Origin of the sequence: Lysinibacillus macroides (assembly GCF_001281525.1) — a bacterium.
GTDB classification, from domain to species: Bacteria; Bacillota; Bacilli; order Bacillales_A; family Planococcaceae; genus Lysinibacillus; species Lysinibacillus macroides.
The window spans coordinates 100,739-117,732 of record NZ_LGCI01000009.1; the positions used below are offsets into that span (position 1 = coordinate 100,739).

General features: G+C 36.7%; 16 protein-coding genes. 9 read left to right on the forward strand and 7 right to left on the reverse strand.

Annotated features, from left to right (window positions below; genetic code table 11):
* Positions 1–56: 56 nt before the first annotated feature.
* Positions 57–320 carry a DUF6713 family protein gene (locus tag ADM90_RS25445; RefSeq protein ID WP_327037028.1) on the forward strand — a complete coding sequence of 88 codons (264 nt, stop codon included), beginning with the start codon at positions 57–59 and terminating at the stop codon, positions 318–320.
* A gap of 227 nt (positions 321–547) precedes the next feature.
* Here ADM90_RS25445 and ADM90_RS14495 read toward each other — a convergent pair whose 3' ends face one another.
* A complete protein-coding gene (locus ADM90_RS14495; protein WP_053995673.1) occupies positions 548–730 on the reverse strand; it encodes a hypothetical protein in 183 nt (60 codons plus the stop codon).
* Between the two features lie 656 nt (positions 731–1,386).
* Here ADM90_RS14495 and acnA point away from each other — a divergent pair.
* Together acnA and ADM90_RS14505 are read left to right on the forward strand one after the other, a co-directional pair.
* A complete protein-coding gene (gene acnA, locus ADM90_RS14500; RefSeq protein WP_053995674.1) occupies positions 1,387–4,092 on the forward strand; it encodes an aconitate hydratase AcnA in 2,706 nt (901 codons plus the stop codon).
* Between the two features lie 197 nt (positions 4,093–4,289).
* Positions 4,290–5,819, forward strand: coding sequence for an S-layer homology domain-containing protein (locus tag ADM90_RS14505; protein ID WP_053995675.1), 1,530 nt, complete (start codon positions 4,290–4,292; stop codon positions 5,817–5,819).
* Positions 5,820–5,964: 145 nt separating this feature from the next.
* Here ADM90_RS14505 and ADM90_RS14510 read toward each other — a convergent pair whose 3' ends face one another.
* Positions 5,965–6,549, reverse strand: coding sequence for a DJ-1/PfpI family protein (locus tag ADM90_RS14510; protein ID WP_053995676.1), 585 nt, complete (start codon positions 6,547–6,549; stop codon positions 5,965–5,967).
* Between the two features lie 141 nt (positions 6,550–6,690).
* On the opposite strand from ADM90_RS14510, the gene ADM90_RS14515 reads away from it, so the two are divergent.
* Genes ADM90_RS14515 through ADM90_RS14525 form a run of 3 tightly spaced genes read left to right on the forward strand, consistent with a single transcriptional unit; the run spans position 6,691 to position 8,646 of the window.
* On the forward strand, positions 6,691–7,128 hold the full coding sequence (locus ADM90_RS14515) for an Lrp/AsnC family transcriptional regulator (protein WP_053995677.1): 438 nt from the start codon (positions 6,691–6,693) through the stop codon (positions 7,126–7,128).
* A 56-nt stretch (positions 7,129–7,184) separates the two neighbouring features.
* Positions 7,185–7,703: a sigma-70 family RNA polymerase sigma factor gene (locus tag ADM90_RS14520; protein ID WP_053995678.1), complete on the forward strand. Its 519-nt coding sequence runs from the start codon at positions 7,185–7,187 to the stop codon at positions 7,701–7,703.
* Positions 7,696–8,646 (forward strand): DUF3221 domain-containing protein, encoded by a 951-nt coding sequence (locus ADM90_RS14525; protein WP_053995679.1) that lies wholly within the window; start codon positions 7,696–7,698, stop codon positions 8,644–8,646. The genes ADM90_RS14520 and ADM90_RS14525 overlap by 8 nt, the downstream gene beginning before the upstream one ends.
* 42 nt (positions 8,647–8,688) lie before the next feature.
* Here the strand turns inward: ADM90_RS14525 and ADM90_RS14530 are convergent, their stop codons facing one another.
* The gene (locus tag ADM90_RS14530; RefSeq protein WP_053995680.1) at positions 8,689–9,291 is read right to left on the reverse strand and encodes a LysE/ArgO family amino acid transporter; all 603 of its coding nucleotides are present in this window, start codon (positions 9,289–9,291) and stop codon (positions 8,689–8,691) included.
* Positions 9,292–9,400: 109 nt separating this feature from the next.
* On the opposite strand from ADM90_RS14530, the gene ADM90_RS14535 reads away from it, so the two are divergent.
* Positions 9,401–10,831, forward strand: a complete 1,431-nt coding sequence (locus ADM90_RS14535; RefSeq protein WP_053995681.1) for an aminotransferase-like domain-containing protein — start codon at positions 9,401–9,403, stop codon at positions 10,829–10,831.
* Here ADM90_RS14535 and ADM90_RS14540 read toward each other — a convergent pair.
* The 3 genes from ADM90_RS14540 to ADM90_RS14550 form a co-directional block, all read right to left on the reverse strand.
* Positions 10,825–11,094, reverse strand: a complete 270-nt coding sequence (locus ADM90_RS14540) for a hypothetical protein (RefSeq protein WP_053995682.1) — start codon at positions 11,092–11,094, stop codon at positions 10,825–10,827. The genes ADM90_RS14535 and ADM90_RS14540 overlap by 7 nt on opposite strands.
* A gap of 13 nt (positions 11,095–11,107) precedes the next feature.
* The gene (locus tag ADM90_RS14545; RefSeq protein WP_053995683.1) at positions 11,108–12,388 is read right to left on the reverse strand and encodes an S-layer homology domain-containing protein; all 1,281 of its coding nucleotides are present in this window, start codon (positions 12,386–12,388) and stop codon (positions 11,108–11,110) included.
* Between the two features lie 313 nt (positions 12,389–12,701).
* A complete protein-coding gene (locus tag ADM90_RS14550; RefSeq protein WP_053995684.1) occupies positions 12,702–13,262 on the reverse strand; it encodes a helix-turn-helix domain-containing protein in 561 nt (186 codons plus the stop codon).
* Positions 13,263–13,394: 132 nt separating this feature from the next.
* Here ADM90_RS14550 and ADM90_RS14555 point away from each other — a divergent pair, with 132 nt between their 5' ends.
* The gene (locus ADM90_RS14555) at positions 13,395–14,882 is read left to right on the forward strand and encodes an L-lactate permease (protein ID WP_053995685.1); all 1,488 of its coding nucleotides are present in this window, start codon (positions 13,395–13,397) and stop codon (positions 14,880–14,882) included.
* A 167-nt stretch (positions 14,883–15,049) separates the two neighbouring features.
* Here the strand turns inward: ADM90_RS14555 and ADM90_RS14560 are convergent, their stop codons facing one another.
* Positions 15,050–16,201: an MFS transporter gene (locus ADM90_RS14560; protein WP_053995686.1), complete on the reverse strand. Its 1,152-nt coding sequence runs from the start codon at positions 16,199–16,201 to the stop codon at positions 15,050–15,052.
* 96 nt (positions 16,202–16,297) lie between these two features.
* Here ADM90_RS14560 and yeiL point away from each other — a divergent pair, with 96 nt between their 5' ends.
* Positions 16,298–16,960 (forward strand): transcriptional regulator YeiL, encoded by a 663-nt coding sequence (gene yeiL / locus ADM90_RS14565; protein ID WP_053995687.1) that lies wholly within the window; start codon positions 16,298–16,300, stop codon positions 16,958–16,960.
* Positions 16,961–16,994: the final 34 nt, after the last annotated feature.

A 16,994-nucleotide genomic window follows, 5' to 3' on the forward strand; every position in this document is an offset into this window, starting at 1 on the left:
CCACAATGTAAAAACTTAACTTTTATGTGTCCGGTATCTTGACTTAGATCTAAGATATGGAAGATTCCAGGGCTTATAAAGTTTTCACGTTTATTCATCTTTTTCTTTACATACTTATACTTTCCTTACTTTTTAGCCAATATCAAACGATAGTTTTCTGGGTCCTTGATTTATTCTTTATCATTCATGCAATCCTACACTTGTTTTTTGAACGACATCCTCGTAACGAATTTAAAAATACGTTTTCAAGATCCATTATTTATCCAATGGGCATCCTTGCTGTTATACATGTGTTATTTTTAATGAATATTTCGATTTAGGTCACATCTATTATGATGTGGCTTTTTATTATGAAAATAACCTATATATGTTTAGGATGAAAGAAGGCGTATAACAGAACTAGAAAACAAGAAATGTCTACTTAAGTAAGTGGCTTTCCATTTCATAAGTAGCTTGAAGGATGCTTCAGTACAAAAGAGAAAGCCTAAAAAAACAAAGTATGAAATAGCGCATATTCAAGTTATTGAAGTTTGTTTAACTTTAAATATTATTTAATAGATCTGGCTAGCATTATACCCATAGAACTTTCAATAGTTGCAAAAGTAATTTCAGCATCATTTTTTGTATAAATCCTTACTGTGCCCCCATCTTCAAATTTTTCACTCTCGACCTCTTTCCAGCCTTTTAATATTATTAAAAGCTTATAGTTAAAAGGAAGCCCATTCGTCACTTTTGGCCATTCCAAATATAGCGAGTTAGATATATTTGATTCAATATCTATACTTTCATCTTCTGAAAATACTTCAGCATTTTAGGTACTGGAAACCCGTTTACTATTTCTCCTTCTTCATATCCTGAATCTAGCCCAAAGTAAGCTATTCCTCCAAGCACCACTAATACAATTGCAACTACCGGTACTATTTTTTATTTTATACACTCTCTTCCAATAGCATTTTAGGAAATTGAAAGATAAATAACCATAATGAAAAATAGACAACTTTGTTAGTTATCTGTTTCTTCATTTTATAATAGATATTAGTAATAGAATTGGCAGCATTAACAACTACCTATTTTAGCTATTTCTCCTTCTAATTTCTTACTGTGGTACACTCTTTACAAAAAAGTCCGTGTACCCCAATTAAATAGACGAAAATACATAAAAATAGAAAGGTATAGAAATCCTCTTATTAACAAAACCTTGATATATCACCAATCTTAAAATTAAAAACCCTTAGATAGAATGCAGAGTCATAAGGGAAACTTATAAAAAAAGATAATATTAATGTAATTTACTTATGAATATAAATGGGTTATGATGAGTATTGGAGAAAAGATGCTACATTTTTTAAAGCCTTTTCAAAAAGATATAATTAGGGGGATCCGCAAATGGCACAAGGTAATTTACACAATAGTCGTGCATCATTCGAAGTAAATGGTAAAACTTACAATTACTATGACTTAGCTTCAATTGAAAAAGCTGGCGTTGCAAAAGTTTCAAACCTTCCTTACTCAATTAAAGTATTATTAGAATCTGTTTTACGTCAATATGATGCGTATGTAATTAAAGAAGAACACGTAAACGAATTAGCAAAATGGGGTAATGGTGCTGATCCAGAAGCTGAAGTACCATTCAAGCCTTCTCGCGTTGTATTACAAGACTTTACTGGTGTACCAGTAGTTGTTGACCTTGCATCTCTTCGTTCTGCAATGAAGGAAATGGGTGGCGACCCAAGCAAAATCAACCCTGCTATTCCAGTTGACCTTGTAATTGACCACTCTGTACAAGTTGACAAATACGGTAATGCATCTGCATTACAAGCAAACATGGACCTAGAATTCGAACGTAACGCTGAGCGTTATAACTTCTTAAAATGGGCGCAAACTGCTTATGATAATTTCCGTGCTGTACCACCAGCAACAGGTATCGTTCACCAAGTAAACTTAGAGTATTTAGCTCCAGTTGTACACGTAAACGAAAATGCTGATGGCACATTCGAAACATTCCCAGATTCAGTAGTAGGTACTGACTCTCATACAACAATGATCAACGGTATCGGCGTTCTTGGATGGGGCGTAGGTGGTATCGAAGCGGAAGCAGGTATGCTTGGTCAACCTTCATACTTCCCAATTCCAGAAGTTATCGGTGTTAAATTAGTTGGCGATCTTCCAAACGGAACAACGGCTACTGACTTAGCATTAAAAGTAACACAAGTATTACGTCAACGTGGCGTAGTTGGTAAATTCGTTGAGTTCTTCGGACCTGGCGTATCTCAATTACCACTAGCTGACCGTGCGACAATCTCTAACATGGCTCCTGAATATGGTGCTACATGTGGTTACTTTGCAATCGATGAAGAATCATTAAACTACATGCGTTTAACTGGTCGTGACGAAGAGCATATCGCGGTTGTAGAAGCTTACTTAAAAGCAAACCAGATGTTCTTTGATCCAACATTAGAGCCAGTTTACACAGATGTTTTAGAAGTAAACTTAGCTGAAATCGAACCAAATCTTTCTGGTCCAAAACGTCCACAAGACTTAATTCCACTATCTCAAATGCGTTCTCGTTATAAAGAAGCAGTAGTGGCACCACAAGGTACACAAGGTTTCGGTTTAACAGAAGATGAATTCGCAAAAACTTCTGTAGCGAAATTTGCTGAAGGTGATGTAGAAATTCCAACAGGTGCTGTTGCAATTGCTGCCATCACTTCTTGTACAAATACATCTAACCCTTACGTATTAATTGCTGCGGGCTTAGTGGCGAAAAAAGCTGTAGAAAAAGGTCTTACAGTGCCGAAATGGGTAAAAACTTCTTTAGCACCAGGTTCTAAAGTTGTAACTGGTTACCTTGAAGATTCAGGCTTACAAGCTTACCTTGACCAAATTGGTTTCAACACTGTAGGTTATGGTTGTACAACATGTATCGGTAACTCAGGTCCATTATTACCTGAAATCGAAGATGCAATTAAAGCCAATGACTTATTCGTAACTTCAGTTCTTTCTGGTAACCGTAACTTTGAAGGTCGTGTACACCCACTTGTAAAAGCGAACTACTTAGCTTCTCCACCGCTTGTTGTTGCTTATGCACTTGCTGGTACAGTGGATATCGATCTACAAAAAGATTCATTCGGTAAAGACAAAGACGGTAACGAAGTATTCTTCGCTGATATCTGGCCTTCAACTGAAGAAGTTAACGCAGTATTAGGTACTGTTGTTAACCGTGAGTTATTCCAAAAAGAATACGAAACTGTATTTACAGCGAACGAAAAATGGAATGCAATTGAAACATCAACTGAGTCTCTTTACACATTTGATGACAAATCAACTTACATCCAAAACCCACCATTCTTCCAAGGTCTTGCAAAAGAGCCAGAAGCTATTAAAGGCTTAGATGGCTTACGCATTATGGCGAAGTTCGGTGACTCAATCACAACTGACCATATTTCTCCAGCTGGTGCAATCGGTAAAGATACACCTGCAGGTAAATATTTAATTGAAAACGGTGTTGCAATCCGTGACTTCAACTCTTACGGTTCTCGTCGTGGTAACCACGAAGTAATGATGCGCGGTACATTTGCAAACATCCGTATCCGTAACCAAGTGGCTCCTGGTACAGAGGGTGGATTCACTACTTACTGGCCAACAGGCGAAGTAGAGTACATCTATGACGCATGTATGAAATACCAAGAGCAAGGTACTGGCTTAGTCGTACTTGCTGGTAACGACTATGGTATGGGTTCTTCTCGTGACTGGGCTGCGAAAGGTACATTCCTACTTGGCGTGAAAACTGTTATCGCACAATCTTACGAGCGTATCCACCGTTCTAACCTAGTAATGATGGGTGTTCTTCCACTTCAATTTATGCCAGGTGAATCTGCTGATACATTAGGCTTAACTGGTAAAGAAGAAATCTCTGTTAACATTACTGACAACGTAAAACCACGTGAAATCTTAACAGTCACTGCTAAATCTGAAGATGGCACAGTTAAAACTTTCCAAGCTTTAGCTCGTTTCGACTCAGAAGTAGAAGTAGACTACTACCGTCATGGCGGTATCCTACAAATGGTTCTACGCGCAAAAGCAGCTGAATAATATAAATTATCAAACAGCATGTTAGTTTTTCTAGCATGCTGTTTTTTTATATGCAATATATCGAATTATTGTCAAAAATTAATCTATTTCTTCCGTTAATTTTAAATTAATTGCCAAATGTCTAGCATTTTCTCCACAATTTATATAGAATTGTAATGTAAGCCTTTTTAAATATACATACATGGGGGACGATTATGATGACGAAGAAAAAACATAAGCTTTACACAGCCGCAACGACGGCAATAGCGGTGACAGCTTTAGTAGTAGTACCTGCCTCAGCAGCTAACTCATTTTCAGATGTAAGCAAAGACTCTGCACATTTTAGTAGCATTTCAACACTAAACGAAGCTGGGATTATTAACGGTTTTCCAGATGGTACATTTAAACCATCACAGGATGTAACACGTGGTCAAGCGGCAAAAATGATTGCAGGTGCTTTCGGGCTTACTCCGGAGTCAACTGAAGAAGACCCGAATTTCAAAGATGTAGCTACATCTAGTGCGTACTATGAAGCTATCGTTACATTAGTGAATCTTGGTGTTGTACAAGGCTATGAGGATGATACATTCCGTCCAAATGACACAATTACACGTGGTCAAATGGCGGTGATGGTCGCACAGGCAACAGGCTTAACAGCAGAAGGTGAAAGTCCATTTACAGATGTACCACAAGATAGCCCATATGCAGACGCTGTAACGGCATTATATGAAGCAGGTATTGCAAAAGGTCTTACTGCAACAGAGTTTGGTGTAGAGAAAAATGTAACACGCGGTCAGCTAGCAACATTTATTGTGAATGCATTAGGCTTAGCTGAAGAAGAGACTGTAGCGGAGGAACCAAAAGAAGAACAACCAACAGAAGAACAAACAAATGAAGAAGAGCCAGCAACAGAAGAACAACCTGAGACAACAAATGATAGCTCTACATTAGAGGAAGTATTTACTAAAACATTAGCGAAGCAGCAAGAGTTAAAAAGCGTGAAGGCAACAATGACAATATCGCAGTCTGTAGAAGTAAATGATGGTCAGGAAACAATGACAATGGATTCTAAAGGCAATATGTCCATGGATATTGTGACAGAGCCGATGCAGTTCTTTGCGGAGGGTACAATGTCAATGACAGATCCAACAAGCGGTGAAGCTATTAATTTGCCAATTAAAATGTATATGACAGCTAAAGATGGTATGTACATGTATGAGGCAGAGCAGCAAGCTTGGCTGAAATTCCCGAGTCAATTATTTGAGGATGCACTGAGCCAAACAGGGGTGCAGCCAAATGCAGCAGAGCAATTAGAGATGCTACAAGCATTTGCTGACGATTTCACATTAGAGGAAACGGCAAGCCATTATCAGTTAACATTAAAAGGTGCTGGCGATAAATTTATGGAGCTTGTGCAGCAGCAGCTTGGTGCAATGGACTTAGGTGTAGATGCTGACCTAGAGGCACAATTAGGTGATATGTCTTTCGATAACCTTGCGTTTACATTAGTAATCAATAAAGAAACATTTGATGTAGAAGAAATTGCGATGGATATGACAATCAATATGCAAGTAGAGGGCAATTCGATTAAAACAAGACAGCAATCAACAATCAAGTACCATGATTTCAATGCTGTTACAACGATTACAATTCCACAAGATGTGCTTGAAAATGCTGTAGAATTGGATTTAAGCGAAGCAACAGCAGCGTTAGAAAGCAAAAAAGTAGAAGTTACAGCAAACAAATAAGACATTACGAAAAAGTAGGTTTATGCCAAATTGGTGTAAGCCTATTTTTTGTTTCCTTTATAGGACAGAGAGGGGACGAATAATAGACAAATAACCCCCCGATTTGCCAAAAAATCGGGAGTTTAGGTATTTATAATAGTGATATCTAATGAAAGCCCATTAAGTCCTGTACTTTCTGTGTATTTGCGGTAGATGTTAATATTTCTAATAAACGAAAGGCTACATCAAAGCCTGTTCCTGGGTTGGAAGAGGTGATGATATGCCCTATTTGTACAATGCGTTCATCGACAATTGTCACACCATAGCTTTCTAGTTGTGCTAAGCGTTTACTTGTTGGATGATGGTAGGTTGTTGCTAAACGATTTTGCAGGATACCGCTATGTGCTAAAATCAACGAAGCGACACAAATTGTAGCAATTGGTTTTTGCTGTTTATCGAAGTGGCGAACCACCATCTGAAATTCCTCACTAAAGGCATCCGTATAAAAGCCCGCTTCTTCAAAGCCTCCTGGAATAGCTAAAGCATCAAAATCCTCTAAAGCAATTTCATGTAATAATTTTTCAGGAGTAACTTTAAAATTCCATGTGCATTGTAACTGAGCATGTAAGCCTACCGTTACAACCTCTGTTGAACCATCACCCTCCCATTTATTCCAGCCAAGTACATCTGTAAAAACACTTGCCTCCACTGCTTCAAAGCCATTTGCTAAAAGTAACAATATTTTTTTCATATCCTTAATGCCTCCCTTGTTGCTTTTATTGTAAGCAATCCAACATTGTAAGAACAGAAGTTGTATAATGTAATGTAGATAAAATACTTTACTTTAACAGGAATTATAGGGAAAATAGTTAATTTAGAAAGGGAGTTAATCATGGATCAAATTGATATGAATATTTTACAGCAACTACAGGGCAATGCGAAAATCTCGATGAAGGAGTTAGCTGCTGCGGTTCATTTATCTTCACCTGCTGTTATTGAACGCGTAAGAAAGCTTGAGGAACAAGGGGTGATTGAAGGGTATCATGCAAAATTGAATTTAACAAAGATAGAGCGCACCATTCAAGCAATTATTTTGTTTAAATCCATTGATTGCAAAAGCCTTGCAGCGTTTTGTAAGGGGCATCCAGATGTGCTTGAATGCTATCGGGTAGCGGGGGAGATTAGCTATATTGTCAAACTCGCAACCTATTCAGTTGAAACATTAGAGCAGTTTATTGATGCAGCGATGCCCTATGGTACACCATCTACCAACATTATCTTATCTTCAATGGAAAAAATGGTGATCACACCGTTTTCTGATGATTACTAATAAAAAAGCAAACCTTCCGTCCATGAGCACCGTTTATAGGATAGAGAGGGGGAGAGATGTTGCAAATCAGCGAACTAGAACGAATTATGGAACAGCACACGGAAAGATTAATCCGTCTTGCCTTTTACTATGTTAGGGATTTACAAAGTGCAGAAGATATTGTTCAGGATGTTTTTATTAAATTTTATAATAACCAGCAAAATTATGAGGAACGTGGAGAATTAAAGGCTTATTTATCGAAGTTAGTTGTGAACAGAAGTAAAGATTATTTGCGCAGCTGGAGCTATCGTAAAATTCAAGTACAGCAGAAAATTTTTGCTAAACCAGCCATTACTAGAAGGGATATGCTTGTCCAACAGGATGAACAAACGTTAATAGAAAATGCTATTCTGGCATTGCCATTAAAACAGCGTGAGGTGATTAGTCACTTCTATTTTGAAGAAATGGCTGTTATGGATATTGCGGAGCTATTAAATATTCCTGAGAGTACAGTGAAAACAAGGCTGCGTCGTGGGCGAGCGTTACTAAAGCCAAAGCTTCAGCATATTGAATGGGAGGTGCTTCTGCATGAGTAAGGTGGATATAAGGGTGCTAAGGAATTTATCGGACAGCAAAAAGCGTGTGATAACAAATGTTATGCAGCATTTAGAGCAACGACATGAAAAAAAATCTTCTAAGCGCTGGCAATATAGGGTACTAACCATGATCTTAAGCGTATGTATAGGATTGTTTATCTATCATCAATACAAGGATGCACAACAAGCTTCTATGATTCCACCTGTATTAGATGAACAAATGTTGGAGCTAGCTTTACAAAGCGATGCAAAAATGAATGGAAAGAACCGTCTATATAGATATAGCTTTGATAGCTTTTTAATGGTAGAGTCAGCCTTTGTTTATGCACAATCGCAAGGGCTAGCACCTACACAATCGCAAATAGCTAAGAAATTAGAAGAAGTCATGGATAGTTTTCATTATGGGGAACTTACACTGAGTGAGCGTTTGTCAATGCTACAAATGTCAGAAGAGGCGTTTATTGAAAGTTATGCTAAGCCAATTGCCTATAAAGCAGCGACAGGTGACTTATTATGGGACGCAACGAAAGCTGATTATCCGCATACAAGCGATCAAGTTCGTATGTGGTTTGTTGAGCAAGAGGCTATGGCGTATTTGGAGCAGCATTATCATCGAGAGCTAGCTTCGTTACGAGAGAAATATAAGATTCCTGAAAAATTTGGGCAAGCGACTTATACACGAAGTGGAATGGTTGTTGCTTTAAAGGAGTATGAATTTTTAGTTGTATCAGGTGCCTCTGCAAGTGATTTAGCAAAATTATCTGTGGATGAAATTGTGCAAAAGCATACAAATGGTACGTGGTTTCCTTTAGTCAAAGCACCTAAAAAATTATCTGTTGGCGATCAGGTAGAGGTGCAATATAGAAAAGCAATTGGCGGCGATGCTCAATCTTTCATCGAGTTTAAAGATACGATAGGGATAAAAATTGTGGAGGAGTATTAATAGCAAGCTAGCCATTCGATGTATAGGAATGGCTAGTATTTTCTACAATAGCCCGCTTGCAAGATACACTGCTGTTGCCCAAATAAAAATAGCTGAGCACTGATTAAAAATTTTCATTAATTTGCCAGAGCTATCGAGTTTTTTGAAAGAAGCGCCTGTAAGTGTAAGTCCGAAAAACCATAGCCAAGAAATCAACACACAGGCAGCGGTGAAAATAAGCTGCTCTGTGCCGCTATATTTTAATGCGCTTGTACCAATCACGCCAATTGTATCTAAAATAGCATGTGGATTCAGTAGCGATACCGAAAGTGCAAAGACAATTTGTTTTTTTATCGGCAAAGCTTTATTGTTACCCGCTGTAGCTGGATTTGAACGCCAAATCGTATAGCCCATATAAAGTAAAAAAATAATGCCAATAACCATTAAGGAAATGCGTAGCCATTCAAATTGTAAAACAATTAAGGATAGCCCAAAAATCGCAAGCACAATCAGCATTGTATCACAGATGGCGGCTGTGATGCTTGCTGGCAGGGCACGTAAAACATGAGGCTGTGTAGCGCCTTGCGAGAAAACAAAGACATTTTGTACGCCTAATGGCAGAATAAGCCCAAATGCTAAAATCATCCCATGAAGAAATGCTTCCAACAATAATCCCTCCTTCCATTCTTTATTGTAGATATGATATAACTAAAAGAAAACAACCAATTGGATGGTTTTTTAGCCATCCAATTTTTTAGAATGAAGGGTGATGTGTATGAGCTGGCAGCCGAATAGACAAAGTGCAACGACATTGCAGCAGCAAATTATCCAGTGGATTACAGCTCAAGTGGAACGTGGGGATTGGGTGGCAGGTACAAAGCTGCCCACGCAAAGGCAGTTAGCGTTACAGTTTGATGTCAATCGCAGTACGGTTCAACAAGCATTAGAGGAATTAAAGGCAATTGGGCTTCTCGAAGCAAGGGTAGGCTCAGGCATTTATGTGACACATAACTCTTGGCATACATTAATCCAGCAAACGCAGCCCAATTGGCAAACCTATATTGAAACAAGTCTCCATAAGCCTAATTACCATACGATTCAATTAATCAATGACTATGAGCAGCGCGATGAGATGATTCGTTTAGGAACAGGGGAGCTAGCACCAAGCTTATTGCCAATTAAGGAAATTGAAGCATCACTTCAGGAGCTATCTTTTCAGCCAAAAGCATTGGGCTATTCTTCACCACAGGGCAATGAGCAACTACGCATAGCTATTTGTAACTATGTGAAAAAAAGAGGTATTGATGCAGAGCCCCAGCATGTTTGCATTGTATCAGGTGCGCTTCAAGCTTTGCAGTTGATTGCAGTAGGCTTACTAGAGCAGGGGTCAATTGTCTTTCAGGAATCGACCTCTTATTTAAACTCTATTCATCCCTTTCAATCAGTTGGTATGCAAATGATGAGTGTGCAGCGTGATAAACAGCTTGCACAAACATTAACTCAACGAAAAAGACAGGCTGTATTTTACGCGATTCCAACATTACATAATCCAACAGGCGATGTCTGGACAGCACAGGAAAAAAGGACACTTTATGAGGCTTGTCAGGCAGCACGTATTCCGATTATAGAGGATGATGTTTATCATGAATTACTTTTTGAAGCGCCAGTTCCGCCTATTAAAGCAATGGATAGTAGTGGACAGGTGCTATACATTGGCAGTGTTTCAAAAACATTAAGTCCTGGGTTGCGCATCGGCTGGTTGATTGGACCAACAACTGTTATTGAACGACTGGCAGATATTAAAATGCAAACAGACTATGGCTCCAGCGCGATTTCTCAAGAAATTGTATTGCATTGGCTACAATCTGGGAAATATGACCAACATCTTAGCGATTTACGTCAGCAATTACAGCAGCGAGCCGATTTTGTGGAACAGATTTTGCAGGAAAAATTTCAAGAAGTGGCTAGCTGGCAGACGCCAAAGGGAGGCTTTTATATTTGGTTAAAATTTCATCAGCCTATTGTGGATAAAGAGTTTTTTATGAGGCTTATACAGCGGCAGGTGTTAATCAATCCTGGCTATATTTATAATCCTCAAGACCATCATCATATTCGCCTATCCTATGCCTATGCAAGCTATGAGGAATTGTGGGAAGGCTTAGAAATATTATATGAATGTGCTGTAAAGTCAATGGATTTTTATTGATAATTAATTATTGGGAACGGTGAATTATCACTCCCCTCATTAGCAGACGTCAATTCTCCACCAACTGCATTTAATATTTTGAAGTGCCCTGCATCTTGTTGGTAATACCAAACAAAAGGTTTAGCATTTACTGAGTTAGATTCTACTTGAGTCTTTATTGTTTGTGTGTTAGGCTTCGCTGCATATACTGTATCGTCGATATTACTAATTGCAATAATCAGTATTAGTATAGTTAATATGGAAATGAGAATTTTGATTCTCACTCTAAATCACTCCCTAGAGTGGAGACGAGAAACTATAGGTCTTGCCATTAACTATGTGATCAATGTCATAAAAATCAGCATCATTGAATTTATCTACCCAAGAGCTGAACCACATAGTAACTTCATCTCCAGGTTTAATATTCCAACCATTAACTTGTTTATTTAATTCATCACTCCATTGGTTAACAGAGTAAATAGAACCCTCTGGGAAACCAAAAGATTTGTAGCTAGGTATAGGATTTACTGTACTGTTTAGTAACTCTGGTTTATTAGACTCCATTGTATAACTGTAAGCATTAGGAGTAGATTTACTCGCTACGTATACATGTTCATTAAATGCTAAATAGACCGGTTTCATATCCATCACTTTAGCATTAAAGCTACTGGCAGTAAACATGTATCGGTAAACGCCTTTAATATTTTTAGGATTAGTAGTATCTACTAAGATAGTGCGGTTAACTCGAGCTTTACCGATACCTGAACGCTGTTCATACCATTCTTTTCGCAATGCAGTAAAGTCACCATCTGATTGCTCATGAACTTTAATATTAGCAACAGTCACCATGTTAGTCCCTGTTTCAGCTACTTCAACAAGTTCTTGTAATTCTGAAAAGTCGGTTGGCTTCTTTTCAATTACATTTAAATAGCGTGTGATGATACTGGCAACTTCTGCACGTGTTGTGTTACCATTTGGTTTGAATGTAAAATCAGAATAACCATTTAATAATCCTGTACCAATAGCAACACCAATATAAGGCAAGTCTTTCTTATTTACCCCGCCTTTATATGTTTCTGGAATAGGAATCAGTGTAAGGTCTGACTTAGCCATTGTATTGACAATAGTTGTATATTCAGAATTCTTACTAGCTAACCCTTTAGTTAACCATGTAGCCATCTCTGCACGAGTCATAGCTTTATTAGGTTCGAATTTACCTGTTCCTGCTTCAATGAATCCAGCACTGATACCTTTGTTAATTGAATCGTAAGCCCAGTGATTAGATGGTACATCAGAGAAAGAGTTTTTCTTAGTAGTTTCTACTCCTAATATACGAGACAGAATAGCTGCAAACTCTGAACGAGTTACTTGATTGCTAGGTCGGAATGTACCATCTTCATAACCCTTTAAATAACCCTTTTGAGCTACCTTAGAGATATCACCGTAAGCCCAGTGACTGCTTTTAACGTCTTTAAAAGTTGTACTAGCTTCAGCTGTTACAGGATTAAAACCTACACAAAGTGCTGGTGTCATTAGCATTGCAGTAGTTGCCATTAAAAATAAATTCTTCTTTTTCATAATTGAAATCCTCCGATTCTATGTTCTTATTTTTGTAAGTATTGGATGTCAGCCATAAAGCCTGCTTTAGCCGCATCTTCCACTTTTGTAAACGTATCTATAATATAAATACCACCTAATTATTTTTAAAGCAACTTTTTTGATTATTAAGGTCATTAATAAATCTATAAGAAAGTAGTTATTTATGATGAATATGTTTTTTTTATGGATATAAAAAATAGGTTTACACCGATATTTTTGGCGTAAACCTACTTTTTTATTATTTCCCTTGTATTGGATCTATATTTTGTAATGGATGAAGCATTAATCAGGTTTAAATTTTACTTTGTGTTGAATCAATCACTAAAAAGTAATGACATTCTGATATTGAATTATTTATAAATCTATGTTCTGTATCTGCTTCAAAAAATAATGAATCTCCTTCTAATAATTCTCCGTGGAAATCATCAATTCCAAGTTCCACTACTAATTGACCTTTCTCGACATAAATATATTCTTTAACACCTGGTTTATGAGCTGGAAATATGCCAGATTCCGAATGCGGGGGAATAATGTTTTTAACAAACTCAATGCCCCGAGATGGAAATGCAGGAGATAATAAATGCCTTTGGAAGCCAAATTTTTCGTCAAAATAAGTTGGACGTTCATCTGCTCTCATAATTATTATATCTCTTTTTTCTTGTTGATCTAGTAATGCAGATAAAGTAGTATTTAATGCTTCTGCAATCTGACAAGCTACTTGAATTGTTGGGTTTTTTTCATCTCTTTCAATTTGAGATAACATAGATGCGCTTACTTTACTTAATGTGGAAAGTTCTTGTAATGTCATATTGTTTTGTTTTCTAATAGTATTTACTTGTTTTCCAAACCCCATTAATGATTTCTCCTTTTATTTGATTATTTTTGTAGAACATATTTAAAGCTCGAAATTACACTATAGAAAAAAATTTTTTTCTATAGTATAATTTCAGCGTGGCAAAGTAGAAAAGAAATAGGAGTGATAAAAATGTTAAAAGTTATCTTTGCATTACTACCATTGTTAAGTATTTTATTTATGATTTTTGTTTTAAGAAAATCTTCCATTTTTACAGGTGTTGTAGCTTGTATCATAACGACAGTAATAGCTGTATCTCCTGTATTTAATACTAGCATAAAAATATTACCTGAACCTATTATAAAAAGTATTCTTACTACATCTGTAATAGTCTATATATTATTTTTTGGAATTCTCTTATTTCAATTAATGGAGAAATCAGGAGCTATTGATGGAATAGCCTCCTCTATTACAACATCAACAAGTGATAAAGTATATCAGATTCTTATCTTAGCTTTAGGTTTATCACCGTTAGTAGAAGCAGTGAGTGGATTTGGTTTAGCGGTTATTGTTATAGCTCCTATTCTAATTGCCTTAGGATTTAGCCCTATTCAATCTTCACTAATTGCCTTAGTCAGTTTATGTATTATACCTTGGGGTACATTGGCTATGGGGACGATAATAGGTGCAACATTAGGCAATGTCCCCTTAAATGAGTTGGGAATGGGTAGTGCATTAATGTGTATACCAATATATATTTATTATGCAATATTAGTTGTTTATATTGGTGTGGGAAAAAAGGCTTTATTGGAGAGGCTATTTTCTGTTATATTTATTGGATTTTTATTAGGATCCTCGGTATGGCTATGTAATAGATTTGCTAGCGTTGAACTTGCTGGATTGTTTGGATCACTTATTGTGATTTCCTCTATCTTTTTAATAATTAAACAACGAAGCAAGAATACTTTAGATAATAATACTGAACAAAATATGCAATCATCATTTATAAAAAATATTACGCCATATCTACTTTTAATAATTTTATTATTTTCATCAAGAATGATTGTCCCGTTTAAAGATTTTTTAACAAATACATTTACTTTGACTATAGAAAAATATAATTTTCAACTAGCATTTTTATATTCACCAGGTTTTTTCTTGATTATAGTCTGTATTTTTACAATATTATTTTATCGTTTGAAGAAACTGGAGATTAAAGATAGTATTTACTCTACTATACAAAAATGTTGGCCTGTAATTGTAACAACTTTTCTATATGTGGTAGTATCTGAAATAATGTCTGAAGCTAAGATGATACAATTACTTTCCTCAGTAGCTGCAAGATCATTTGGCGAATTTTACATATTTATAGCACCGTTAATTGGAGCAACTGGTGGTTTTTTAACAGGAAGTAATACGGCATCAAATACGATGTTTATTAGATTACAAACAGAGACAGCACTCCAAATAGGTATGTCACCAACCTTGATAGCATGTTCTCAGAATGTAAGTTCTTCTTTAATGACAATGGTTAATCCTTCACGGGTGGCCTTAAGTTGTTCAGTATGTAAAATAAATAATTCTGAAAATGAGATTCAAAAAAAAGTAGCATTAGTAGGATTAGGTACTATTTCAATAATATTAATTGAATTGCTTATACTATATTTCTTTCATGATTAGCTTAAACATAGCGTATTGTTTTTAAGATTAGCCAATATAGTTATTTTAGTATTTTGAGAATACAAAAATCAAAGTTATAAATGAGTATTTCATAAGATATAGTTGCTAAATTAAATGAACGTGGAGCAAACCTAGAGGCAGATGAGGCGAACTCATCTGCTTTTGTATTAATAGTGATATTTCTGGCGTGTCATTAGCGAAATAGCGATTGCTGGCACGGTACAAATCAGCATAGCACCAAAGGATAGCCCTGGAGAAATTTCATATAAATAGCCGCCTAAAAATGTTAAGATGGCTGTGCTTAAGCCCATTGCCAATGCCGAGTAAAGGCCCTGTGCATTTGGAATTTGTTCCTTTGGCAACGTTTGTGTTAAATAGCGAATAAAGGCGAAGTGTGCAAGGGCAAACGAGAGTGCATGTAATGTTTGGGAAGCAATAAAGACCCAAATATTGGGGAACATAAATATCAATAACCAGCGTAGGGAAGAGCCACTAGCTGCTAACAGTAATAAAGACGATGTGCGCCATTTTGTGAATAATGTATCAGCCTTCATAAAATACAGAATTTCACAAATAACAGCGATATTAATAATCATTCCCATATAGAATGGGTCTACCTGTAAATCCTCTAAATAAATATAGCCATAGCTGTAGTAAGAGGCATGTGCCCCCTGTAGTAAAATAAGAATAAATAGCACAATCGGGAAGCCTTTTATCTGCCACAATGCTTTCATTGACAATGATTTGGCGCGTTGTTCTTTTGTTGGTACAATCAGTAATTCCTTTGGTGTTGCCAATTGTTGCATTAACAACATACCACTTAATCCTATAATCATGCTCCAAAAAATCGCGTTTTTGCCAAAAACACCTGTTAGCATACTAATGATTAATACAGCAATGACAAAGCCGAGTGAGCCATAGGAGCGACTTTTACCATAATGAATATTGCCATGCTGGACAAGCGTTGCGGCACTGCTTTCAACAGCAGGCAATAATGCGGGATAAAATGTACTAAATAAAATCGTTACGATCAATAGGGTGGTAAAGCCTGTGCTTGGTATATACAGCAGCGCAGTTAGTAGTGAGCATACTGCAAAAATCGTAATGAGCCGTTTATTATGGACATATTTTGCTAGCATGGGAAAGAATAATAAATTTGATGTTGCACGAGCTAATAAGCCACAGCCCATCACAATACTTGCCTGAGAAACGGTTAATTGTTTCGCATCCACAAGCCAGCCTGTCCAGTAGGGTAAAAAAATGCCCCATGTCATAAAAAATGTAAAGAAACTTTGAGAAAGCCAACGTTGATTATTCATATCATTACCGTACCTCCATTAACTATGTTGAATCATAGCACGTTCCCCAGTACAATAATGTGAGATATCTCATATTTTTAAAGGAGCATATAAAAAATGCATATTTTAACAGGGAGAGCACGTAGCGATTATTTGAAAAAATATCCTATTGACGATTTCTTTTCATTTGATATTCAGCCATATCTTGAAGTGTGCCAATTTGATAAAGGGGAGTGGATTTTTCAGGAAGGCTCTTTTCCAGACACATTGTATTACATGCTAGAAGGCAAGGCGAAGCTCTATATGACGCATAAAAATGGCAAGGTTTCACTTATTGAATACCTAAAAGCGCCTCTTTTTATGGGGGAAATTGAATTGTTAAATGAGGCAAGGTATACAAAGGGGATACAGACCGTCACCAAGACCATTTGTTACTCGATTACGCAGTCATGTAAGGAAAAGTTACTTGTAGATGCTTTATTTTTGCGCAGGCTTTGTTTATTTTTAGGGGAAAAAGCAACGAATATGACGGCTAAATATACACAAAATCAAGCCTATCCACTTGAAAATCGTTTAGCGGCTTTTATTCAATTATCTGCTGAACAAGGTATTTATAAAGAGAAGCATACGGAAATCTGTGAGTATTTAGGGGTTTCTTATCGTCATTTATTATATGTATTGGCACAGTTTTGTGAAGAGCAGATAGTGGAAAAACGCAAGACTGGCTACCATATTATTGATAAAAAGCGTCTCGCTCAGCTAGCACAGGAGATACAATGAAAACTATTATACGCAAGGAGGGGCTCAAAGATTA